This is a genomic window from Pseudomonas sp. AK181 (assembly GCF_051122975.1).
GTDB lineage: Bacteria > Pseudomonadota > Gammaproteobacteria > Pseudomonadales > Pseudomonadaceae > Aquipseudomonas > Aquipseudomonas lactis.
The window spans coordinates 3,979,526-4,002,553 of sequence record NZ_CP146348.1; the positions used below are offsets into that span (position 1 = coordinate 3,979,526).

Below are 23,028 nucleotides of genomic sequence, written 5' to 3' on the forward strand. Positions count from 1 at the left end.
GGCAGTCACTCCTTGAACTAAAGCACTTTGCCGAGAAAGGCCTGGGTGCGGGGATGTCGGGGTTGGCGCAGGATCTGTTCGGGCGGGCCTTCTTCGATCAGTTGGCCGTCGCAGAGGAACACCACGTGGTCGGCCACTTCGCGGGCAAAGCCGATCTCATGGGTGACGATCACCAGGGTCACGCCCAGTTGGGTCAGGCCCTTGATCACGTCCAGCACTTCACCCACCAGTTCCGGGTCGAGGGCCGAGGTGGGCTCGTCGAACAGCAGCACTTTGGGGTCGAGCGCCAAGGCCCGGGCGATGGCGACACGTTGCTGTTGGCCGCCGGAGAGCTGGCGCGGGTAGGCGTCGGCCTTGTCCGCCAGGCCGACCTTGGCGAGTAATTCATCGGCCTTGTCACGGGCCTGCAGCCGGCTCCAGCGCTTGTGCGCCAGGGGCGCTTCGGCGATGTTTTCCCAGGCGGTGAGGTGGGGAAACAGGTTGAAGTTCTGGAACACGAAGCCCACGTCGATACGGCGCTTGAGAATCTCGCGTTCGGTGAGTTCAAAAAGCAGCTCGCCTTTGCGCCGATATCCGACGTACTCACCGTCGATGGTGATATGCCCGCTGTCGATCTTCTCCAAATGGTTGATGGTGCGCAGCAAGGTGGACTTGCCCGAGCCGGACGGCCCGAGGATCACCGTGACCTTGCCAGGGTCAATGCTCAGGTCGATATGATCGAGTACCTGCTGGTTGCCAAAGCGCTTGCCCACGCCCTGGATCTGAATGCGCCCGGCGCGTGCTTCAGGCATGGGCCTTCTCCTTGAACCAGCGGCGCACGCGCTGCAACGGCGTGGGTGGCAGCACCCGCGCGGTGCCCCGGGCGAAGTGGCGCTCGACGTAGTACTGGGCGCTGGTGAGCACGGTGGTGATGATCAGGTACCAGACCGTGGCGACGATCAGCAACGGGATCACCGCCTGGGTGCGGTTGTAGATGACCTGCACGGTGTAGAACAGCTCGGGCAAGGCCAGCACGTAGACAATCGAGGTGCCCTTGACCAGGCCGATGATTTCGTTGAACCCCGACGGCAAGATCGAGCGCAGCGCCTGGGGCAGGATGATCCGGAAGATGCGTCGAGAGGCCGGCAACCCCAAGGCCGCCGCGGCTTCATGCTGGCCGGCATCCACGCCGATCAGCCCACCGCGAATGATCTCCGCCGCGTAGGCCGCCTGCATCAGGCTCAAGCCCATGACGGCCACGGTAAATTGGCTGAGCACATCCACCGTCGACCACTCGGCGAACACCAGGTCGGTGAACGGCACGCCAAGCACGATATGGTCGTACAGGTAGGCAAAGTTGTAGAGGATGATCAGCACCAGCAGCGCCGGCATCGACCGGAAGAACCAGATATAGCCCCAGGCCAACGCCGCCAGCAACGGCGAACCCGACAACCGCGCCAGGGCCAGCGCGGTACCCAGCAAGATGCTGAACACTGTGCTCAGCAGCGTCAGCAGCAACGTCTGGCCCAACCCGCGCAGCACCGAGGGCGAAAAGAACCACTGGCCGAACACCCCCCATTCCCAGCGCGGGTTGGTGGCCAGGGAGTGCACAATGCCGAGTAATACCAGCGCGGCGAAAATCGACCCGGCCCAGCGCCAGGGGTGCCGGGCCGGCACCACGCGCAGCGCCTTGATCGGCGTGGCAGCACGGCGCTTGCGCAGCGGTTGGGCGCTGACTTCATCAAGCAGGTCATAGGGTTTGGCGACAATGGGCATGTTCTTTTCCTCGCAGGCCTCAGAAGGCGTAAGTCAGCCGGGTGTAGTAATACCCGCCGGTAAAACCGTAGGGCGAATAGGTGCCGTAGCTGGCAACCATGGTGCTGCTCGGCACCCCTTGTTTCTTGGGATAGAGGTCGAACAGGTTCTTGGCGCCGATGGCGATGTTCAGGTCTTTGGTGAGGCTGTAGCCAAGGTCGAGGTCGGTGATCCAGCGGGCGTTGTAGACCCGGTCCAGGTCACGATTGGCCGATGAGTTCACTTCCTTGTACGAGCCGTAGCGGGTCAGGGCCAGGTTGAGGTTGAAGCGCTCGATGCGCCAGTCACCGCCCAGGATCAGCTTGGTGTTGGGTTGCACGCCGGTGATCAGGTTGCGCGCCTGGCGGTCCATCAGGTCGTAGGAGGTGCCGAGGATGTCAGTGGATGCCTTGTAGTTGAGGATTTTGGTCTGGTTCCAGTTGAACGCAGCGGTCCACTTCAGCGCGCCGAACGCGCCCAGGTCCTGGTTGTAGCTGCTGACCAGGTCCAGGCCTTTGGTGCGAGTGTCGGCGCCGTTGATAAAGTACTGGCCGCCAGAGGTGGAGTTGATGCCGTTGTTCTGCAATACCTGGGTGACTTCCGGGCCCAGCAAGGTGCCGGTAAGGGTGATGCGGTCACGCAGGTTGATCACGTAGGCATCGGCGGTGAAGCTCAGGCGGTCGGTGGGTGTGAGCGTGAAACCGAGGCTGAAGTTGGTAGAGCGCTCGGGCTTGAGCTCCTGCGCGCCTAGTGCCTGGGCCGCCGCCGAACCCACCGGCAGCACGCCATAGTTGATCGACTGATACACCCCATCGACGACGCCATAGGTGGTGGAGCGCGCACTGAACAGACTGTTGGCCAGGGACGGCGCACGAAAGCCATTGCTCACCGTGGCGCGCACCGCGAACTGCGGGGTGAAGTCGTAGCGGGTGGTCAGCTTACCGCTGCGGGTGGCGCCCACGCCCTCGTTGTAATGTTCATAACGCACCGCTGTGCCGACGTACCAGTTAGGCAAGGGGTTGAAACCCACGTCCACATAACCGGCCAGGCTGTTGCGCGAGGCGCTGCTTTCTTCGTCGGGTGAAATACCATTGGTGACCTGCGCCCCGGACGACGCGCAGTTACCTGGCGCCACGCAGTAACCGCCATTGGCATAGGACGCGTAATCGCCGGCTTGCACCTCGTAGGTGTCGCGCCGATGCTCGAAGCCGTAGGACAGGTCCAAGGGCTTTTGCAGTCCGATGTCGAAGCCACGCTTGAAGTCCAGGTTGGTGGTCAGCTCGGTGGAAATCCAGGTGCCGGAGGTGAAGCTGTTCGGCGTCGCTTGGCCCAGGGAAGGGTTCTGGTTGTGGGTGGTGCCCTGCTCCGCTTCGTTGCGCCCGTAGGTGGTAGACAAGTCCCAGTCCCACTCGCCCACAGTGCCCTTGCCACCGAACGCCGCCTGGAAGTCGTCCTCGTCGATGTACCAGGTGGGCGTATACCCGGCCGGGTAACCGTTGGGCCCGATAGTGATGGTGTTGGTGATGGTCGGCAGGCGGAAGTTCTGCCCCTGCTCAGCCTTGCGTCGCGAGTAGGTGGTAAAGGAGTAGAGGCTGAAGCTGTCGTCGATTGGCAACTCGGCGTTGTAGCCCAGGGTCAGCAAGTTGGTCTTGGGCGTACCGTAGCCGCCATAGGTGGACTTGCCCGCCAGGCCATAGGCTTGCTCATAGGTGTAGCCGTTGGCGCTGGCCTTGTTGTCATCATTCTGGCTGCGCGCATCCAGGGCCAGTTGTACGATGCCGCCGTTGCCGATTTCGAAGCCCTTGTTGAGGCTTTGCTGCACGGTCTGTTTCTTGCCGTCGTAGCCAAGGCCGGCGTTGGTCACCGAGGTACCGCGGGTGTCGGCCTTGAGGATCACGTTGATCACCCCGGCGATGGCGTCGGACCCATACTGGGCAGCCGCCCCATCGCGCAGCACTTCGACATGGTCGATGGCGCTGATGGGGATCAGGTCCAGGTCAGCCGGCGCCGCGCCGGTGTTGATGCCGTTGATATTCAAGGTGGCACTGGTGTGGCGGCGCTTGCCGTTGACCAGCACCAACACTTCGGCAGCGCTCAAGCCCCGCAGGTTCGGTGCCCGGGCAATGCCGCTGGCGTCCCAACCGGTTTTTTCCGGCAGGGTCAGCGACGGGATCACCGCGCTCAACGCCTCCATCAACCCGGGCTTGCCGGTGTTTTGCAATTGCTGGGCGCTGACCACGTCAATCGGCACCGGGCTGCTAGTGACCGTGCGCTGCTCGGCGCCACGGTTGCCGGTCACAACGACCGTAGACAAAGTGCTGTCATCCTGGGCCTGTGCCGCCGCGGCGAACAGCGACAGGGTCAGGGCAGCAGTAGGTTGCAGAATGTGCTTCATATCCATTCCCAGCTTTTTCCAAATCGCAAAGTCGAGCAGGCACGCGCCGGGCGCGGCGGAGCCAATGTTCAAAGGGGCGATACGGCGTGGGCTAGGTGTGGGGCAAGCGAGGGGTTTGAAGTGGCAACATACGTTGAGCTCCCGTCCAACGACTCTGCGGCGGCGGGAGGATTACCCGGTCAGGCGCGCAGAATCTGAATCACGCTGGGTACCATCCGAGGTCAGGGGTAGGCTGTTGGGATCAAACATAACGGAATGGATTTTAAAAATATAATGCTATTTGGGCATAAGCTAATATTCTCTACTTTCATTATTTTTAAAAATAATTATTCATAAAAGTGATTTTTCATCTAAGCGCGCAGAACGCTCAAAATGTGAGAGGGGGCGTGCTCCCGATGACAGTGGGCCAGCCAAAATGCATTTACTGACACGCCCCCACCGCAACGGTAACTACCGACGGTAACCACGATGCGAAGCGAGCCGCTCTTGATCTGCTTGTGATCTTGATCTCAGGCGCCCCGTTAAACCACGCTGGCCGAACACAGGCTTGAATTCGTGGGTAACCCGGCAGGACGCCGGGTTAGCCGACCCGCGCCATGGATGGCGCGTGGCGGCGGCCCACGGATTCAAGCCTGTGTTCGGGCACACCGAGCCCAAGCGAGGTGCCGAGTGGTGGGGCAAGAGCGTTTTGCTTACTTTTGCGCTTTTCAAAAGTGAGCCGCCGTCAGGGCGGAACCCTAAGTGGCCGTTACCGCAGCAATGGATATGTACACAATCCAACTGTGTTGCCTGTCAGGCCGCCTTCGCGAGCAAGCCCGCTCCCACAGTTGGATCGTGGGGTGTCAGGTAGATAGGTGTCGGCTGTCAGGCCGTCATCGCAGGCAAGCCAGCTCCCACATTTTTGATCGCGGGGTGTCAGGTAGATAGGTGTCGGCTGGTAGGCCGCCATCGCAGGCAAGCCAGCTCCCACAGTTAAATTATGGGGTGTCAGGTAGAGAAGTGCCGGCTGGCAGGCCGTCATCGCAGGCAAGCCAGCTCCCACATTGGTACTCGGTACAGCCAGGATCATTGAGCCGGTCGCAACAGCTGCATCTGCTGGCGATAATCATCCGTCACCTGCCGCGCCTGGCTGCTGCTGGTAATCACCCTCGGCGTAATCAGCACAATCAGCTCCGTGCGGTCCTTGGACTTGCCGGTATTGCCAAACAACCAGCGCAACCCCGGAATCTTCCCCAGGTAAGGCACGGCGCTGACACTCTCAGCGTTGTCCTGCTTGATCAACCCACCGAGCAACACCGTCTGGCCACTCTGAACCGCCACCTGGGTCGATACCGAGCGCGTGGAGATACGCGGGTTCACCGGCGCCTCACTGCTCCCCGTCGGGTTCTGGGCATCACTGACCTGTTGCTGAATATCCATGTACACCAGCCCGCCCGGATTGATGCGCGGCACCACATCCAGAATAACCCCCGTCTGCACATATTCGACACTGCTCAAGGTGGTGTCGGCGTCGCCGGTATTGACGGTGGTCTGGCTGATGGGAATGTTGTCCCCCACCTGGATCTGCGCCGGCTGGTTGTTCATCACCACCAGCGATGGCGCCGACAGCACCTGGGTGCGGCCGTTGGTTTCCAGGGCGTGCAGGGCCACTTGCAGGTTGGAGCTGACGAAGGAATAGAACAACGAGTCCGCCGCCCCAAGCCCTGCCCCGCCACCGCCCAGGGCGCCTTGGCTGCCGGAGGCGTTGGCCACCGTGGTGCTGGTGGAATTACCGGCCAGGCGGCCCAGGTACCACTGCACGCCCAGGTCCAGTTCGCCGGTGAGCTTGACCTCCAGGATGCGTGTCTCGATCTGCACTTGCAGCGGTGGGTTGTCGAGGCGTTTGATCGCCGCTTCGATCTCTTTCCATTGCGCCGGGCGGGTGCGCACCAGCAGTTGGTTGCTGCTCTTTTGCGCGGTGATGCGCGTGCCCGCTTCGAGGTCGCTGGTGGGCGATGCCGGGGTGTTTTCGGCAGGCTCGGCTTCAGGTTCTGAAGCTGCGGGCACGGGCGCGTTGGCCTGCAAACCGGCACTGGTGGACGAGGACAAGGTGGTAGTACGCAACCCCGGCGCTACCTTCGCCGGGGCGTCATCCTTGATCGCGCCATTGCCGTAGATCTGCCGCAGGTACTTGGCCAGATCAGCGGCCTTCATATTGCGCACGTCGTACACATACATCTGCGGCTCGTTGCCGCCGCCCTCGTCGATGGTGCGGATCCAGTCGCCCACTTCGCTGAGGTACTGGGGCTGGGAAGAAATCGCCACCACCGAGTTGGTGCGCTCCACCGGCAAGAACCGCAGCATGCCGGCCAGGGGCGTACCGCTGTCCGCGCCGAACATGGCTTGCAGCTCGGGCATCAACTCGGCCACCGAGGCGCGTTGCAGGCCGAACACCGCCACCGACATGCCCTTGAGCCAGTCCACATCGAAGGTGTCGATGGTGTCCTGGTAGTTGGCCAGTTCTTCAGGCGTGCCGGCCAGGCTCAGGACATTGCGCGCCGGGTCCACCAACAAAAAAGCGTTTTCACGGGCGAAGGGCTTGAGCAGTTTCTGCATCTCGGTGGCCGAGATATAGCGCAGTGAAAACAGGCGTGCCGAGAGGCCGCTGGCCGGTTGCGCCACGCGCATCTGCGGCACCAGCTTACCCGCCACTGCCTGGTTGGCCGGCAGGATCACATAGCGGTTGCCCTGTTTGATCATGGCGTTGTCGGTCCATGACAGCAGGGTTTCGAGAATCGACAGCGCCTGCTGTTTGTCCACGGGTTTGGAAGTGGAGAAGCTGACAGTACCTTTCACGCCCTCGGCGATGCTGTAGTTCTCGTGCAGGAGGTCGCCCATCACGCTGTTGATCACGGCCTCGATGGGCTGGCCGGCGAAGTTGAACACGATGTCGCCGCCCTGCTCCGGCACGTTTACAGGCGCCTTGGGCTGGCGCACAAACGCTTGATTGCCACGAATCAACTGGCGCTGTGGCGGGGCCTGGGTGGCAGATGGAGGGCTTTGGGCCACTGGCGTCTGAAGCGGCGGGCGTTGTGCGCCGGTGCCCTGCAGGGCCTCGCGCAGCAGCTCGTCGTCCGGGTCGAGGGTGTCGGGCAAAGAGCCACAGCCGCCCAGGGAGACGGCGGTAGCCAGGCAAAACAGCGAAGTGCGCATATCGATCAAGGGAGAGACTCGCGGGGATGTGAGATCAGGGGTAACCGCTTACCGTAGAGGCTCAGGGTTTGGGTGCGCCCGTCCAGGGCAAAACGGGCGTATTGCGGGGTCAGGTGTTCCAGGCGCCAGCCGTTGGGCAACGTCTGGCCCAAGCGCACCGTGAGCGTCGGGCCACCGGCTTGCTTGAGCATGGCCATTTGCAGGTTGCCGGTGATCATGATGCCGCTGAGGGTCAGATTGGCCAGGCTCGCCACCTGGGTTTTACCCACCTCCCGGTCCGGCCGGCGATCCGGGCTGAACAGTGGCGCTTGCCAGGTGCCGGCAAGGTCTTGCAACGCCGGCGTGGGAGCGGCCTGCAACTGGAACGAGGGCGGCGCGTGCACCGGCGCCTCGGGCAACCACCGCGGGGCATCGCCGATGCTGCTGAGGATCATCGCCATCAACAGCCCCAAAAGCGCGGCCACGCCGAGCCAGCCCCATTCCAGAGGGCGCAAGGGGCCGATCATGGTGCCACCCGCGCCGGTTGCAGGTAGCCGCGCACCAGCAATTGCACCGCCAGCTTGCCTGCCCCGCCATTGGCCGGCGCCTGTTTGTCACGACGAATATGCAGCTCATCAACGAACAGAAAAGGCGGCTGATATTCCAGCCCATGCAGGATTGCGGTCAGCGGTTCGATGGCGCAATTGAGCGTGAGGCTGACCTTGACCTGACGATAGGGCTCGCTGTCGTCCTGTTCAGGCGTGATCGGCTTGCGCTGGGTGAGGTTGCAGCCGCCGCCGAGGTTGGCGTGGCTGTTGATCAGGTCGGCAAGACGCTGCATCAAATCGGCGGCGACCACGTCAGGGTCGTCCCCCGGCAACAGGCTGGCGCTGCTGGCCGGGTCTTGCTGTGCTTGCGAAAGCTGTTCGCGCAAGGCATCGCCCTGGCGTATGACGCTGGCATAGCGCTGCTGCTGTTCACGCAACTGTTCGGCCTGTTCGCCCATGGCCCGCAGTGGCCCGGCGAACCAGCTGTCGATCAACAGCCAATAGGCCGCGCCGAGCACCAAAGCCAGGGTCAACAAGGCGGCGCCGCGGCGTTCACGGGGTGTGAGGGGTCGGCGCATCGGCGGCCTCCTGGCGTAAGTGGGCACGCAAGGCAAACTGGTCCTTGCCGGTGCGTGCGTCGGGTTGGATCACCCCTTCGAACTGCGCGTTGTCCAAGCGCTGGCAGCCTTTGATGCGGCTGATCAGGCCACTGGCCTTGGCGCTCTGGCCGGAGAAACTCACTTCGCCGTCCTTGACGTCCAATTGGTCGAGCCAGGTGTCGGCGGGCAGGCAACTGGTCAAGTCATTCAGCAGCGCGGCCAGGGGCGGTTGCGCCCGTTTACGCTGGGACAGGTACTGCGCCGCACCACGGGTATTGAGCAGTTGCTGGCGCAGGGCGTGCACCTGGGCGACCTCGGCTTTTTGCTGTTGGACAGTGGCGCGCATGCTGTCGAGTACCCGCTGGCGGTCGTTGAGCCACAGCAGCATCGCCGCGATCAGCAACGCGCCACACAACCACGGCAGGCTGCGCTGCAATTGCTTGCCGGCGGGACGCGAGCGCGGGCGTAACGGCGCAGGCAGCAGATCAATGCCCAAGCCCGCCACATCCACGCGGTGTGGGTAGAGGCCGAGGGCAGCGCAATCGGTGAGAATCTGGTCAAGGCGCTCGCGCAGAATCGCCACCACCCTCACCTCTAGATGGCTGGGTGTGCGCCGCTCCTGACGGGCGACGAAGTAGAGCTGCTCGGCGTCAAACGGGGTGTAACGGTCCAGTTCATAGCCAACCACTTCCATGAGGTTACGTGCAGCGGCCAGAGGCAGTTGCACGCTTTGCTGTAACACCGCGTCGGGGGCAAGTATCAGCACCTGACGCGCATTGCCTGGCACCACCGGCGCCGTCAGCGGCCAGTGATGAACCTGCTCGGGCGGTTCCTGGAACACCAGCCACTTCGGCACACAACCGCGCAGCTCCGTGAGCCACAGGCGCCAGCCTTGTTGCAGCAGGCTGCCGCGCCAATAGCGGGCAATCGGTTCGCGTTGAATCATTCTTGCCACCGCACTACCCGGTAGGGCTGTGCGCTGTCCTCCGCAGGGCTCAATAAAAGGGTGAGTCGCAGGCGTGCCTGATAGCCGCCGGGGCGTTCGGCGCGGCTGTCGATTTCCACGACCTGGCCGGGGTCGACGCCCTCGGTGTCCTGGCGTGGCAGGTTCAACGCCTTGCGCATCAAAGGGCTGGCGAATGCCGGAGCGGGCCGGTCGAGGTCGCTCCACAAAGTGATTTCTGGCAACAATTGGCTGTAGAGCGCCTGGGTCATGCCGGGGAGTTGACGCACTTCCTCCAGCACCCGAAACGGCGCCAGGCCCTGTTGGCGGCGCGTCTCAAGGGCCTTGGTCAACTGCTGAGCCTGGGCCGGTGTAGCACCGCAGGCCAGGGCCAGGCGCGTGACGTCTTGGAGAGCGGCGTTGACCAGGTACAGCTTGCCGCGCTCACTGCGCACACTGACCTGTAAGCGCCCATCGTCGAAGGCCAGCGCAATAGAACGCCCGTCCGCCACCCACTGCCCTTGCGCCATGACCTGAGCGATACCGGCCTGGGCGGCCAACACTGTCTGGGTGTGCTGGCGCAGCCACAGCGCCTGGCGACTTTGCAGTTGCACCCACCCGGCCAGGCCACCCAGCAATACGCTGAGCAAGGCCAGCACCCACAGCACCAGCAACAGGGCCGCGCCGCGTTGGCGCTTCATTCTTCGCTGCTCGCGCTGGACAGGTTCAGGCGCAGCGCAATCACCTGAGTAACCCACGGCACCGGCCCGTCGACGGTGGCGTCGATGCGCACCGCTGTGGGCAAGCGCCGGGGCCAGGGCCACGGGCTCAACCAGTCGGTGGGTTGGCCCAGTGGCGATATACCGCGATAGCTGAACTGCAGCGCCTCGACGTTATGCAAAAGCACCTGCGGCTCATCGCGCTGCGCGTTGGCCTGCGACGCCCTCTGCGAAAAAGCCACCTGCAGATCCTGCCCGACACGTTGCAGGGTAAAACCTTGGATACCGCCACCCAGTACACCGGGCAAAGTCGCCACAAACTGCAGCCGTTCCGGCATGCCGATCAAGAAACCCTCGGCCTGGCTGTCGTCGTCAGTGAGTTTCAACGGCAGCGCCTCGCTGATCGAGGTGCGCAAAAACTGTTGGGCGGCGCGCATTTCATCCAGGCTGGCGGTGTAGGCCTGGGCCTTGGCCACCGCCCGATTGGCTCCCAGCAACGCTGCGCTCACCAGCAGCAACAACACCGACAGCAAGCTGAGCACCACGAGCACTTCCAGCAACGTGAAGCCCTGCTCACGGCGCTTCACAGGCGTGCCTTCAAGGTGCTGAAGTGCGCCTGATGCACGCCTTCACGTACGCTCAGGTCCACACGAAACAGGTGCGACTGTTGGCGGGTGCTGGTCAGTTGCCACTGGATGCCATCGAGTTCGCCTTGGCGGGTTCCCTCCGTCAGCGGGCCGGCGGTTTCCTGGTCCAGCAGCGTGAGCGCGGCATGGGTGAGGCGGTCGCTGTGGGCCACCTGGGACAACGAACGCGCGCTCTGGCCGAAGGCAACCAGCAATACGCTGCTGCACACCGCCATCAACGTCAGGGCGGCGAGCATTTCCAGCAAGGTGAAACCGGCCTGGTGCTTCATGGCAGCGCCTTGGACTGCACACTGCCGGTGAGCCAGCCGATGTCGATGCGCCAACGCCGGCTACCGTTGGCCAGCAGCAGGTTACCGCCGGTGGAACTGCCGTCGGGATAGAACACTACGGCGGCCCCGGCCTGCTCGGCACTGTGCAAGGTCACCTGCACCTGCGCCGGCCACTGCTGTGACGCACGCCCTGGGGCCTGGAACGTGCGGCCCTGGAGGTCGAATTGAGTGTGCGCCGCCTGGCCGCTGACGATCGCGCTCGCCCGCGTGGCGCGCAGCGCCTCGACCATCTGCGCGACCACCCGCCGCTCCTTGGCCACCTGCAACCCTTGTCGTACACCCAGCCCCAACAACCCGGCAGCGATGCCGATCAATACAATGACCACCAGCATCTCCAGCAGGGTAAAGCCTCGCTGGGCCACGGGCGGGTTACTCCCAGTTGCCCAGGTCGGCACTGTAGCCTTCACCGCCGGGTTGGCCGTCCTGGCCGTAGAAGATCAGGTCGAAGGCGCCGTGCTCACCGGGGAAGCGATAGCCGAACCCATGGCCGAACGGGTCTTTCAACTCCGAAGGCTTGGCGTAGGGGCCGGCCCAGTTGGACGCACTGGCGGGCTTGTCGAGCAGCTGTTGCAGGTTGTTGGGCGGTGCGCCCACGTCCAGGGCGTAGCTGTCGATCTTCATGCTCAAACTGGCCAGTTGCGCCTTGCCCGCGCCGTACTTGCCCTTGTCTACATTGCCACCGACCTGGCGCACCACAATGGTCGCGACAATGCCCAGCAGCACGATCACCGCCAGCATTTCCAAAAGGGTGAAGCCGCCTTGGCGGTGTCGGGTTTTCATCGGTTCTGCTCCTTGAAAGTTCATATATGGCTGGTGAGGCTCATCAGCGGCAGCATGATCGCGAGCATGATCACTGCCACCAGTACCGCCATGACCACGGTGAGGGTCGGCACCATTGCCGCGAGCAAGCGTTCGATGGCGCGCTTGGCCTCGACGTCGAAGATGTCGGCGATCTTGAGCAGCATGCTGTCCAGTTCACCGGCCTGTTCACCGACTTCGATCATGTGCAGTGCCAACTCAGGTAGCAGCGGCTGGCGACCGAACGCATCGGCCAGGGTGCCGCCGCCCTTGACCCGTTGCGCTGCCAGCGCCACTTGCGCCTGGAGCGCACGGTTGCTGCAAACCTGCCGGGCGATCACCAGCGCAGGCAGCAGCGCCACGCCATTGCTGAGCAACGTGCCGAGGATGCGGGCCAGGCGGGCGGCTTGCACCCGTTGCAACAGCGGGCCGATCACGCGGATGCCCAGCAGGTGGCGGTCATAACGCTCACGGCGGAGGGGATCGCGCAGGCGCGCTGCCAGGATCCAGCCACAGATCGACAACCCGGCCAGCACCACCAGGCCATAGGCGCCGAGGAACTCGCCAAGCCCCAGGATCACCTGGGTGATCAGCGGAATCGGTACGCCGAGGTCTTGGAAGATCGGCACGAATTGCGGCACCACATAAGCCAGTAACAACGCCAGGGAACCCAGTACGCCCACCACCAGGAATGCCGGGTAGATCAGCGCATTGATCACCTCGCCGCGCAGTAACTGGCTGCGCTCCAGGTAGTCGCTGAGCTGGCGCAGGGTGCCCTCCAACACCCCGCCGGCCTCACCGGCGCGCACCATGCTCAGGTACAGCGGGGAAAACGTACCGCCCTCCTCCTCCAGCGCCGCCGACAGCGGTTTGCCGGCCTTGACCTGGTCGCGGATGCGCTCGATCAAGGCCCGCACCTGAGGATGGCGCGCTTGCTTGAGCAACAGGTTTAAAGCGCGTTCGAGGGGCTGGCCGGCGCCCAGTAGCGTGGCCAGTTGTTGGGTGAAACTCACCAGCGCTGCGCCCTTCAACTGCCCGCGTGCCTGGCGCAACAAGGGGCCGCTGGCCGTTTCGATGTGCAGCAGCAACCACCCGCGCTGATGCAAGACGGCGACAGCGGCCGCCTGGTCAATGGCTTGCAGCGTGCCGCTCTGGGCCACGCCCTGGCTGTCCAACGCGCGGAACTTGAACAGGCTCACGCGTCGTCACCACGGGTGACGCGCAGCACTTCTTCCAGGGACGTGACACCGGCCAGGGCCTGGCGCAAACCGTCTTCATACAAGGTGCGCAAACCGGCGCGGCGGGCGGCGTGTTCGAGGCTGGCAGCGTCGGCATGGCCCATCAGCAGGCCACGCAACTCATCGTTCATTACCAACAATTCAGTGAGGGCGCTGCGACCGTGATAATCGCCGCGGTAAAGCAGGATCGGGCGCTGCTCGGTCAGGCGATCCAGGCCGTGCTCCTGGATCAATTCCGGCGGGGCCTGGAAAGCTACCCGCGTGGCAGGGTCCAGGCGGCGCACCAGGCGCTGAGCGAGGATACCGCTGACCGTGGAGGCAATCAGGTAGCTTTCCACGCCCATGTCCAGCAAGCGCGTGATGCTCGCTGCGGCGCTGTTGGTGTGAAGGGTCGAGAGCACCAAGTGACCCGTGAGGGAGGACTGCACAGCGATACGGCAGGTTTCCAGGTCGCGGATTTCGCCGATCATGATCACGTCCGGGTCCTGGCGCACGATGGCGCGCAGCGCTCCGGCAAAGTCCAGGCCGATGGCCGGCTTGACCTGGATCTGGTTGATGCCTTCAAGCTGGTATTCCACCGGGTCTTCCACGGTGATGATCTTGCGTTCGGCGGTATTGAGTTGCGACAACGCGGTGTAGAGCGTGGTGGTTTTGCCCGAGCCCGTAGGCCCGGTGACCAACAGGATGCCGTGGGGCCGCGCCAACAGGTCCAGAAAGGCCGCCAGGCGCGGGCCATCAAAGCCCAGGCTGGGGAAGTCGAACTGCACGGTTTGCCGGTCCAACAGGCGCATCACCACCGACTCGCCAAAGCTGGTGGGCACCGTGGACACCCGCAAATCCAGCGCCTTGCCCTGAATGCGTAGCATGATGCGCCCGTCCTGGGGCAAGCGCCGTTCGGCAATGTCCAGGCGCGCCATGATCTTCACCCGCGAGATCACCGCCGCCGACGAACTGGCCGGCGGCGCTTCGGCGTCGTGCAGCACGCCGTCGATGCGGTAGCGCACCTTGAGTTGGTTTTCGAAGGGTTCGATATGGATATCCGAGGCACGCTGTTCCACCGCGCGCTGCAGGATCAGGTTGACCAGGCGAATCACTGGCGCTTCGGAAGCCATGTCCTTGAGGTGTTCGATATCTTCCAGGGCGCCCCCCTGCTCATCGAGGTTTTCGATCAGGCTGCCCATGGCGGAACGGCCCTGGCCGTAATAGCGCTCGATGAGTGTGTCGACTTCAGTCCGCGAACCGATGGCCAGCCACACCGGCACCTCACAGGCATACGCCAGGGCCTGGAACGGATATAACTGCGCGGGGTTGGCGGCTAGCACACGTAACCCACCCTGCTGCCAAACCATGGGCACTACCTGGTAGTGACGCATGAAGCGCTCGGTGAGCACGGGAAGCGGGTCGAGCAACGGCGGCGCGACGTCGGCCAACAGCAGTGGCGCACCCAACAAATCAGCCCAGGCGCGAGCCAGTTCGACTTCGGACACCAAGCCCAGGCGCGTGAGTAAACCGAGCAGGTCGCCAGGCTCAGTGGATAAACGCTGGGCGCGTTCCAGATCAGCGGTTTTGAGCCCGGCGTGCTGCATCAGCCACGCGCACACTTGGTCGGTGTGCGGGATCTGCATCTTGCAAGCATCGATGGGCGCTGACGACATCATTGAGGAATATCTAACGTTGCGAAAAGTATGGCTATTTAGAACTACCGAACAATGCCATTAGTTCGCCATAGCCCAGGCAGGCGTTAGCCGGGTGTATCGACTGGAAGTTATAGCCCTAGTTCCGGATGAGGGGGTAATTAAATACAAAACATTGCCAAATGCACTGATTTAGAGCGTTAGCAGCCAATAGCCACTAGTTGCACTTAGCCATAATTGCGGGTCGTTCAGGTGCTCTCTCTTTCAATTAACTGACAGTGCAAAAGATTCAAGCGCTCAACTTCCTCATTGGTGGCTAATACACCCAGACTTTGCAGAACGCGTGTGGCAGCGAGTACACCAATCTCCAACGCGGGTGGCTGGAGGGTGCTGAGGCTGGGCAGCAACATGGGGGCAAACGGGTAGTCGCCAAATCCCAATACGGCGCAGTCCTGGGGAATGCTCAGCCCGGCGCGTTGACCGGCCAGCAAACCACCGGCGGCGAGGTTATCGTTGGCGAAGAAAATCGCGTCGGGCGTGATCGTCTGCCCCATCAGCGCGTCCATGGCCTGCTTGCCAGCTTCGAAGGGCGCACGGTCGGCGTCCGGCACAAAGACCCACGGCTGCACACCCAACTCGGAGAGGGTCGCGGTAAACCCATCGCGCCGCTCCAATGCGCTGAAGTCGCCCACGGCACTGTTTTGTACGAAGGCGATGCGCCGATAGCCCTTGCCGTGCAAGTAGCGCGCGGCGGTGACGCCCACTTCATAATGGGAAAAACCCACTTGCAACGGCGCGCGTTCTGGCACGTAGTCCCAGGTTTCGACGATCGGTATATCTGCCTCGGCGATCATCTTCTCGGTGCCAGGGCTGTGAAAGCGGCTGGTCAGCACCAGCGCTGCCGGCGACCAGCCGAGAAAGGCACGCACCGCGCTTTCTTCCTGTTCGATGCTGAAATAGCTGGAGGCCAACAACAGCTGGTAACCGTGACGACTGAGGGTGTCGCTGAAGCCCTGCAGCGTATTGGCAAAAATCGGCCCCGAGATATTCGGAATCACCATCGCGACGATTTTGCCTCGCGCAGAGGCCAAGCCACCGGCCACCAGATTGGGCACATACCCCAATTGCGCCACCACCTCGGCGATACGCTCGCGGCGCTCGGGCGAGACCTGTTCAGGTTGGTTGAAGTAACGCGACACGGTAATGGCCGACACCCCGGCCTGGCGTGCCACGGTGTTCAGGGTGACGCGTCCGGCGCCCCGGCGTTTGCGCGGTTTGTGTTCATCCACGGCACAATCCTCAAAAAGGAATATAAAACTAATTTTTTAGTATTTGACGCTCTAAACAGTCGTCTTCAATAATCCAGATGTTAGCGCTAACAAAGCGCACTGTCTGCTACTCGCTCGAGCGAATGCCCAAGACATTTTCACAGGCGCTGACGGTCGCAGAACCGCAGCGGACCAGGGTATTTTTTCGAGCGGGCACAGCATGCATAACTTTCCACGGCACACCCAATTGTTGCTTCTGGCAGGCCTCTGCGCCCTGCCCGTCTGCGGCGCTGTTGCGGCTGACGCGCAGGAACCCACGCTTCAATCCGTGACAGTCACCGCCACCCGCCGCGAAGAATCGCTGCAAAAAGTCCCGGTGGCCGTCTCGGTGCTCGAGGGCGAGCAACTGGAGCGTGACAATCGCAACGGGGTGGCGAGCATCGCGCAGCAAGTACCGTCGCTGAACTTTCGCACCGGCGCGTCGAACAAGGACACCTCATTGTTCGTGCGCGGCGTGGGCACCATTTCTACCTCGCCGGGCGTTGAGCCAACGGTGGCCACGGTGATTGACGGCGTGGTCTATGCACGCCCCGGCCAGGCCACGCTCGACCTGTTGGACTTGGAGCGCATCGAGGTGCTGCGTGGCCCGCAAGGCACGCTGTTTGGCAAGAACGCGTCGGCCGGTGTGCTGAATATCACCAGTAAGGCGCCGACGGCCCAGACCCACGGCTTTATCGACCAGTCGTTCTACAGCGGCAATGAAAGCCGCACGCGCTTTGGCATCGGCGGCAGCCTGGTGCCGGAGGTGCTCAAGGGCTCGATCAGCACCTTGTTCGGCAGCTACGACGGTAACGTCGATAACCGCCACAACGGTCAGGAGGTTAACGGTTATAACCACAAGGGCATTCGCGGCAAGCTGGAATTCACCCCCAACGATGACGTGACACTGACCCTGATCGCCGACTACATGCAATCCCACGATGACGCGCCCAATGGCGTGGTCAGCAAGTCCCTGAGCCCGGCGTTCAGCAATGCCTTGAGGCCGGTGCGCGCCTCAAGTGACAACCGCGATATCAACACCGATACCCGCAGCCATGTGGAGGACATCAACAAGGGCTTGTCGGCGCAGCTGGACTGGAACCTGGGCGACTACACCCTCACCTCGATCACCGCCTGGCGCGGCTGGGACAACACGCAATATCAGGATGGCGACCGTCTGGGCACGGTCACCGCCGCGTTCCCCGGCACCGCCGACAAAGGCGACCTGGCATTCGACCAGTACTCCCAGGAGCTGCGCCTGGCGTCGCCAAAAGGTGAGTTCCTGGAGTACGTCGGCGGCCTGTTCTACATGCATGGCAAGGATGAAGAGACCTATCAGCGCACCCTCACGACAACTGCGCGTGTCGACCGTGGCATTGCCGACTACAGCACCACCAGCGACAGCTACGCGGCGTTCGGCGAGACCACGCTCAACTTCACCTCGCGTTTTCGTGGCATCGCCGGGTTGCGTTACACCCATGACGACTTGAAGTACGACCATCGCCGCGTGTCCACCTCCCCCACCACCGTCAGCGGCATTCAACCGGCGACGTCGAGTTCAGGTTCGGTAGACGAGGATGGTTGGTCCGGTCGCCTAGGTGTGCAGTACGACCTCAGCGACAACATCACCAGCTACCTCACCTACTCGCGTGGCTACAAAGGCCCGGCCTATAACGTGTTCTTCAACATGCAGCCGCGCGACACCGACGCGCTTAAGCCGGAGACCTCCAACACCTGGGAAGCCGGGATCAAGGCCACTGCCTGGAACAACCGCCTGACCACCAACCTGGCGGTGTTCCACAGTGACTACGACAACTACCAGGCCAACTTTTTCGACACCGTCGCCGGCCAAGTCGTAACGCGCTTGATCAACGCCGGCAGCGTAAGCACCGAAGGCGTCGAGCTCGATTACGCGCTGCAAGCCACCCAGCAACTCAAGCTCTCCGGTGCCCTGGCCTACACCCGGGCGCGCATCGATCAGTTCGCGTGCCCGCCAGGCGCAGCGGCGACCTGCAACGTCAATGGCAAGCCACTACCGTTCAGCCCAGACTGGAAAAGCTACGTGCGCGCCGACTACAGCATCCCCTTGGATAACGGCCTGGATATCGAACTGGGCACCGACTACAGCTGGCAGAGCGAAGTGCAGTACGACATCAGCCAGAACCTGGACACCAAACAAGGCGCCTACGGTATCTGGAACGCCAGCGTGGCCCTGGCCGACTACACCAACGGCTGGCGCGTGGCGCTGTTGGCGAAGAACCTCGCCGACAAATCCTACTCACCGCTGCTGGCCAGCGGCGGCAACTACATCTACCGCGCCGTACCCCGTGACGATGAGCGTTACTTCGGCGTGCAATTGCGCAAGGATTTCTAGCATGGGCCGTCAACTCAAACTCGGCGCCTTCCTGATGGCTACCGGGCACCACGTGGCCGCCTGGCGCCACCCCGACGTACCGGCGAACGCTGGCCTGGACTTCGCCCACTACAAGCATTTGGCACGGGTGGCGGAAGCGGCGAAGTTCGACGCCCTGTTCGTGGCCGACAGCATTGCCGCCGCCACCGGCGAGGTCGCCAGCCAGATGGCGCGCTCGGATCATTTCGAGCCGCTCACCCTGCTCTCGGCCCTCAGTGCCGTGACCGAACATATCGGCCTGATCGCCACCGCCACCACCAGCTACAACGAGCCGTACCACGTGGCGCGCAAATTCGCCTCCCTGGATCACCTCTCCGGCGGCCGCGCAGGCTGGAACCTGGTGACCTCGGACAACGCCGCCGAGGCGCTGAATTTTGGTCGCGACGAGCACCTGGGGCATGCCGAACGCTACAGCCGCGCACGGGAATTTCATCAGGTAGTGACGGGGCTGTGGGACAGCTGGGACGACGACGCCTTCGTGCGCGACAAGGCCAGCGGGCGCTATTACGAGCCAAGTAAACGCCATGTGCTGGACCATGTGGGCGAACACTTCCAGGTCAAAGGCCCCCTGAACGTGGCGCGCTCGCCCCAGGGCCAACCGGTGATCGTGCAGGCCGGCTCCTCGGAAACCGGCCGTGAACTGGCCGCGCAGACCGCCGAAGTGGTGTTTACCGCGCAGACCTCATTGGCCGACGCGCAGGCCTTCTACAGCGACCTCAAAGCTCGCCTGGGCCAATACGGGCGCGAGGCCGATTCGCTGAAAATCATGCCGGGCGTGTTTGTGGTGGTGGGCCAAACCGAAGCCTTGGCCCAGGCCAAATTCGAAGCGTTCCAGGCGCTGGTCGAACCCGAGGTGGGAGTGGCGCTGCTGGGGCGCATGCTGGGTAATTTCGACCTATCCGGTTACCCGCTGGACGAGCCGATGCCCGAGCTACCCTTGACCGACAGCGGACAGCGCAGCCGCCAGCAACTGCTGAGTGAACTGGCCCAACGCGAACAACTGACGCTGGCGCAACTGGGCCGACGCATTGCCGGTGGACGCGGTCATTACAGCGTGATCGGCACGCCGGTGCAGATCGCGGATGAGCTGCAGCGCTGGTTTGAAGAAGGTGCGGCGGATGGGTTCAATATATTGGTACCGCACCTGCCGGGTGGGCTGGAGGATTTTGCCCGCTGGGTGATTCCCGAACTGCAGCGGCGCGGCCTGTTTCGCAACGAATACACCGGCACTACACTGCGTGAAAACCTCGGGTTGGCGCGCCCGGTCAGCCGTTACAAGACGGCTCTATCATGAAGCCCCAGGTAAGGCGGCAGCCAGAACGGCACTGCCGCAAACACCCCGTACAAGCCAGAATGTGCCGAACTTACAAATCTCCACGATGAACGACATGTACCTTATTGCCATCTGGATCACGCAAGTATGCGCCGTAGTAACCTTCACCATACTGCCGACGTAAGCCGGGCGCTCCCTCATCCGATCCGCCCGCATGAAGCCCGGCGGTATAGGCAACGTCTACCGCATCTGGAGAGGGAGCTGAGAAAGCGACCATGCTGCCATTCCCTGCCCTGGCTCCGTTGCGATCATAAGGGCTATACACATAAAAGCGAGGAAGAGCGCTATCTGGCTTGACCCAGCATGCCGACGTCGGTCCACCATCAGGAGTTACGGTGCGGCGACACAGCCCCAAGGGGATCAGTACGGCGTCGTAAAAAGCGGCAGCCTGATCAAGATCATTTGTTCCAACAGTGATGTGACTGAACATCCGCGACCCTCCTTTGTTTTTGATGCGGAGGATTCTATCGTGCCTTTCCAAGTGGGCACCGCTCATTGGGTGAGAAGGCGGCGCTCAACCTTAAGAAGAAAATAGGGCTCACGCTTGGCGTACTGGTCAACCCGTATGGGCACGGGCCGGCGAGAGTGAGTACACCCGTCAGGAAGACTTAGGGAGTCAGACTTGGTGCTTCTTGAGGGCATAGCTACCCAGCTTGAAAAGGCCAACGCTGAAAAGCCTTGAGCCAGATGCAGAAAGCCCGGCGCATGGCCGGGCTCAAGGTTTTCAGGGACCTGCTGACCACTTAATCAGCAGCGCAGCCTGGGAATTTGGGTTGGACTTCGACTACTACAAGCTCTTCAGCGTACCCGGCGTCATCCTGACCCGCCTGACAAGCACTTTTGCTCATTTCGTACTGACGAAGAGTAATGTTTCCCTTGCGGTGCTCGCTCATATCCTCCACACCTTGCACCAGCTCGGCAAACAGGCTGCGTTTCAATTCCCACCTCATTTTTCAACTTTGCGCCAACGGATGCGCAAAACGAAAAAGCTCAGCAGACAAGCCGGGCTTTTACTGGTTACTCAAAACTAGGCGTCAGACGTTTTATTTCTGACAGAGTCACCAGCGGAGAGTGAGCCTTTGATTTTTGCCGCGCGTGCAACCACCTCACGCTGGGAAGCGCTTGCCTTGTGAAGTACCTCCCGGAAAACCTCACGCTTGGTTTCATAGGAGGCTTTATTGAAGAAATCCGCCAGTAGGCTGGAGTCCTCGATATTGGTTTTACGCATGACGATCTGCCTCAGCCAGTAGCTCATTGAGCTGCTGGCAATCATATGCCAGTTTGCACCGGCCTCGATAGTTCAGCGATCAAGCTCTGCAAATGCGAGCATGCTCTGAACTTAGGGGAACACTTGCCACCCCATAACAAAAAGACCAGAATTAAGACCTATATAGGAGTCTTATCTATGCAAAATATCCTGGCTGACGTGGCGGTGAGCGTTTCCGAATTCAAGAAAAACCCATCATCCGTCTTGAGCGGCGCCAATGGCCTGCCCGTGGCGGTACTGAACCACAACCGCGTTATGGGCTACATGGTTCCGGCAAATGTCTACGAAGCTATGGTAGAGCGCTTGGACGAGCTGGAACTGATTCACTTGGTCAAGGCTCGGCTCGACGCCAACGAAATACCCGTTCGAGTATCTCTCGACGATCTGATTGGCGAGGCGGAGGCAGATATAGCCAATGGGCGCTGATTACGAGGTTGAATGGGATCCAAAGGCGCTCAAAGAACTGCGAAAACTCGACGGCACGCTACGTCTCCAGTTTCTGAAAAAGCTTCAGGAGCGACAGGCCGGACCGCGAGTGCCAAGTGATGCGCTTCAAAGTATGAAGGATTGTTACAAGATCAAATTACGCGGCGCCGGCTACCGGCTGGTATATCGCGTTGAGGATGAGCGGATTGTCATCTTGGTTCTGGCCGTCGGAAAACGCGAACGCAGCTCCGTGTACGAGCAGGCAGCGAAACGATAGATAACTGCGAGGAGGCTGGCGCGATGTCAGGCTTTGTCTTCAGGCTAGATTGCGCTGGAAACTCATTGGTAACCGAGCTATCACCTTTCGGTGCTCAAGGACCTTCATGACGGCATACTTGGCCTTGACTGCTCATCAGTCAGGGAATGAACCCTGCGCAGCCTCACCTTCAAAATTTTGCCTTTTTTGAGCTAGGGGAGAAGGTGCGGATGCAGTGGCGGTCGTAATCGAGGAAGACCGCAAGGCTTTTGGGGTGACAAGAATGGCAGCATCAGCAACCCATTGTCACGGGATCCTAACAACTATGAAAAGGATACAGGGGTAAAAACAAAATTCACGCAAATCTCACGCACATGAAAAAGGCCAATGCTGTGAACATTGGCCTAAGTCATTGAATAATATGGTCGGGACGGAGTGATTCGAACACTCGACCCCTAGCACCCCATGCTAGTGCGCTACCGGACTGCGCTACGCCCCGACTAGGCGTGTTACTGGGTTCGCTTCTTAACGAAGCGAACCGGAATATACCGCAAGCTTTTGAAATGTGGAAGTATTTTTAAAGCTTGAATCATTTTTTCAGCACCACCAGTACATCTTCCAATTCGGAGATCATCTGGCGGATCAGTTGCTTGTATTGGGTGGTGTCGTCTTTGGCTTCATCACCGGACATACGCTGGCGTGCGCCGCTGATGGTGAACCCCTGGTCGTACAGCAACGCACGGATCTGTCGGATCATCAGCACGTCCTGGCGCTGATAATACCGACGGTTCCCGGTGCGTTTGACGGGGTTGAGTTGAGGAAACTCCTGCTCCCAATAGCGCAGCACGTGCGGTTTTACCGCACACAGCTCGCTGACTTCACCAATGGTGAAGTAGCGTTTGCCTGGGATGACGGGTAGCTCGTCGTTATGACTTGGTTCCAGCATAAGCCTCAACTCGGGCCTTCAACTTCTGCCCTGGACGAAAGGTGACCACACGGCGAGCCGTGATCGGGATTTCTTCTCCCGTTTTTGGATTGCGGCCAGGCCGCTGGCGTTTGTCTCGCAGGTCAAAATTGCCGAAACCGGACAATTTGACCTGTTCGTTGTCTTCCAGAGCGTGTCTGATCTCTTCAAAAAACAGCTCGACCAATTCCTTGGCCTCGCGCTTGTTCAGACCCAACTCTTCGTACAGACGTTCCGCCATCTCAGCTTTCGTCAAAGCCCCCATACG

At 61.6% G+C, this 23,028-nt stretch carries 24 protein-coding genes and 1 tRNA gene; 5 read left to right on the forward strand and 20 right to left on the reverse strand.

The features are described from left to right. Nucleotides 1-17: 17 nt before the first annotated feature. The 15 genes from V8689_RS18000 to V8689_RS18070 all read right to left on the reverse strand — a co-directional run bounded on the left by V8689_RS18000 (nt 18) and on the right by V8689_RS18070 (nt 16,083). Nucleotides 18-791 carry an amino acid ABC transporter ATP-binding protein gene (locus V8689_RS18000; RefSeq protein WP_034128215.1) on the reverse strand — a complete coding sequence of 258 codons (774 nt, stop codon included), beginning with the start codon at nt 789-791 and terminating at the stop codon, nt 18-20. Continuing rightward, a complete protein-coding gene (locus tag V8689_RS18005; protein WP_056787143.1) occupies nt 784-1,755 on the reverse strand; it encodes an amino acid ABC transporter permease in 972 nt (323 codons plus the stop codon). The genes V8689_RS18000 and V8689_RS18005 overlap by 8 nt, the downstream gene beginning before the upstream one ends. Before the next feature lie 19 nt (nt 1,756-1,774). Then, nucleotides 1,775-4,168, reverse strand: a complete 2,394-nt coding sequence (locus V8689_RS18010) for a TonB-dependent receptor plug domain-containing protein (protein ID WP_056787321.1) — start codon at nt 4,166-4,168, stop codon at nt 1,775-1,777. 1,065 nt (nt 4,169-5,233) lie between these two features. Beyond that, on the reverse strand, nt 5,234-7,360 hold the full coding sequence (gspD, locus tag V8689_RS18015) for a type II secretion system secretin GspD (protein ID WP_056787141.1): 2,127 nt from the start codon (nt 7,358-7,360) through the stop codon (nt 5,234-5,236). Nucleotides 7,361-7,365: 5 nt separating this feature from the next. Next, nucleotides 7,366-7,866, reverse strand: a complete 501-nt coding sequence (locus tag V8689_RS18020; RefSeq protein ID WP_056787136.1) for a hypothetical protein — start codon at nt 7,864-7,866, stop codon at nt 7,366-7,368. Beyond that, nucleotides 7,863-8,465, reverse strand: a complete 603-nt coding sequence (gene gspM / locus V8689_RS18025; RefSeq protein WP_056787133.1) for a type II secretion system protein GspM — start codon at nt 8,463-8,465, stop codon at nt 7,863-7,865. Before gspM ends, V8689_RS18020 begins: the two co-directional genes overlap by 4 nt. Beyond that, a complete protein-coding gene (locus tag V8689_RS18030; RefSeq protein WP_056787131.1) occupies nt 8,440-9,432 on the reverse strand; it encodes a PilN domain-containing protein in 993 nt (330 codons plus the stop codon). Before V8689_RS18030 ends, gspM begins: the two co-directional genes overlap by 26 nt. Then, complete coding sequence (locus V8689_RS18035; protein ID WP_056787128.1) at nt 9,429-10,130, reverse strand: hypothetical protein; 702 nt, start codon at nt 10,128-10,130, stop codon at nt 9,429-9,431. Before V8689_RS18035 ends, V8689_RS18030 begins: the two co-directional genes overlap by 4 nt. Then, the gene (locus V8689_RS18040) at nt 10,127-10,735 is read right to left on the reverse strand and encodes a prepilin-type N-terminal cleavage/methylation domain-containing protein (protein WP_056787125.1); all 609 of its coding nucleotides are present in this window, start codon (nt 10,733-10,735) and stop codon (nt 10,127-10,129) included. Before V8689_RS18040 ends, V8689_RS18035 begins: the two co-directional genes overlap by 4 nt. Further along, on the reverse strand, nt 10,732-11,064 hold the full coding sequence (locus tag V8689_RS18045; RefSeq protein ID WP_056787123.1) for a type II secretion system protein: 333 nt from the start codon (nt 11,062-11,064) through the stop codon (nt 10,732-10,734). The genes V8689_RS18040 and V8689_RS18045 overlap by 4 nt, the downstream gene beginning before the upstream one ends. After that, the gene (locus tag V8689_RS18050) at nt 11,061-11,486 is read right to left on the reverse strand and encodes a type II secretion system protein (RefSeq protein ID WP_056787120.1); all 426 of its coding nucleotides are present in this window, start codon (nt 11,484-11,486) and stop codon (nt 11,061-11,063) included. Before V8689_RS18050 ends, V8689_RS18045 begins: the two co-directional genes overlap by 4 nt. Before the next feature lie 7 nt (nt 11,487-11,493). Continuing rightward, entirely contained in the window at nt 11,494-11,904 is a 411-nt protein-coding gene (gene gspG / locus V8689_RS18055) for a type II secretion system major pseudopilin GspG (RefSeq protein WP_019821138.1), read from the reverse strand. A gap of 20 nt (nt 11,905-11,924) precedes the next feature. Beyond that, a complete protein-coding gene (gene gspF / locus V8689_RS18060; RefSeq protein ID WP_056787117.1) occupies nt 11,925-13,121 on the reverse strand; it encodes a type II secretion system inner membrane protein GspF in 1,197 nt (398 codons plus the stop codon). Continuing rightward, on the reverse strand, nt 13,118-14,815 hold the full coding sequence (locus tag V8689_RS18065; RefSeq protein ID WP_056787317.1) for a GspE/PulE family protein: 1,698 nt from the start codon (nt 14,813-14,815) through the stop codon (nt 13,118-13,120). The genes gspF and V8689_RS18065 overlap by 4 nt, the downstream gene beginning before the upstream one ends. 227 nt (nt 14,816-15,042) lie before the next feature. Then, nucleotides 15,043-16,083, reverse strand: coding sequence for a LacI family DNA-binding transcriptional regulator (locus tag V8689_RS18070; protein WP_056787115.1), 1,041 nt, complete (start codon nt 16,081-16,083; stop codon nt 15,043-15,045). A 199-nt stretch (nt 16,084-16,282) separates the two neighbouring features. Between V8689_RS18070 and V8689_RS18075 the strand changes: the two genes are divergently transcribed. Further along, the gene (locus V8689_RS18075) at nt 16,283-18,475 is read left to right on the forward strand and encodes a TonB-dependent receptor (protein ID WP_056787112.1); all 2,193 of its coding nucleotides are present in this window, start codon (nt 16,283-16,285) and stop codon (nt 18,473-18,475) included. A 1-nt stretch (nt 18,476) separates the two neighbouring features. Continuing rightward, nucleotides 18,477-19,808, forward strand: a complete 1,332-nt coding sequence (locus V8689_RS18080; protein WP_056787110.1) for an LLM class flavin-dependent oxidoreductase — start codon at nt 18,477-18,479, stop codon at nt 19,806-19,808. 70 nt (nt 19,809-19,878) lie between these two features. On the opposite strand, the gene V8689_RS18085 is transcribed toward V8689_RS18080, so the two are convergent. After that, the gene (locus V8689_RS18085; RefSeq protein ID WP_081089309.1) at nt 19,879-20,277 is read right to left on the reverse strand and encodes a VOC family protein; all 399 of its coding nucleotides are present in this window, start codon (nt 20,275-20,277) and stop codon (nt 19,879-19,881) included. A 223-nt stretch (nt 20,278-20,500) separates the two neighbouring features. Here V8689_RS18085 and V8689_RS18090 point away from each other — a divergent pair, with 223 nt between their 5' ends. After that, the gene (locus V8689_RS18090; RefSeq protein WP_155717241.1) at nt 20,501-20,878 is read left to right on the forward strand and encodes a hypothetical protein; all 378 of its coding nucleotides are present in this window, start codon (nt 20,501-20,503) and stop codon (nt 20,876-20,878) included. Here the strand turns inward: V8689_RS18090 and V8689_RS18095 are convergent. Further along, a complete protein-coding gene (locus tag V8689_RS18095) occupies nt 20,875-21,120 on the reverse strand; it encodes a hypothetical protein (RefSeq protein WP_056787105.1) in 246 nt (81 codons plus the stop codon). The genes V8689_RS18090 and V8689_RS18095 overlap by 4 nt on opposite strands. Nucleotides 21,121-21,252: 132 nt before the next feature. Between V8689_RS18095 and V8689_RS18100 the strand changes: the two genes are divergently transcribed. Further along, nucleotides 21,253-21,540, forward strand: a complete 288-nt coding sequence (locus tag V8689_RS18100; RefSeq protein ID WP_434520577.1) for a type II toxin-antitoxin system Phd/YefM family antitoxin — start codon at nt 21,253-21,255, stop codon at nt 21,538-21,540. Further along, a complete protein-coding gene (locus V8689_RS18105; protein WP_056787100.1) occupies nt 21,530-21,817 on the forward strand; it encodes a type II toxin-antitoxin system RelE family toxin in 288 nt (95 codons plus the stop codon). The genes V8689_RS18100 and V8689_RS18105 overlap by 11 nt, the downstream gene beginning before the upstream one ends. Before the next feature lie 401 nt (nt 21,818-22,218). Here the strand turns inward: V8689_RS18105 and V8689_RS18110 are convergent. The 3 genes from V8689_RS18110 to ihfA form a co-directional block, all read right to left on the reverse strand. Further along, nucleotides 22,219-22,295 (reverse strand) — tRNA-Pro (locus V8689_RS18110). Nucleotides 22,296-22,385: 90 nt separating this feature from the next. Continuing rightward, nucleotides 22,386-22,742: a MerR family transcriptional regulator gene (locus tag V8689_RS18115; protein WP_003174972.1), complete on the reverse strand. Its 357-nt coding sequence runs from the start codon at nt 22,740-22,742 to the stop codon at nt 22,386-22,388. After that, nucleotides 22,723-23,025: an integration host factor subunit alpha gene (gene ihfA, locus V8689_RS18120; RefSeq protein ID WP_002553164.1), complete on the reverse strand. Its 303-nt coding sequence runs from the start codon at nt 23,023-23,025 to the stop codon at nt 22,723-22,725. Before ihfA ends, V8689_RS18115 begins: the two co-directional genes overlap by 20 nt. Nucleotides 23,026-23,028 lie beyond the last annotated feature (3 nt).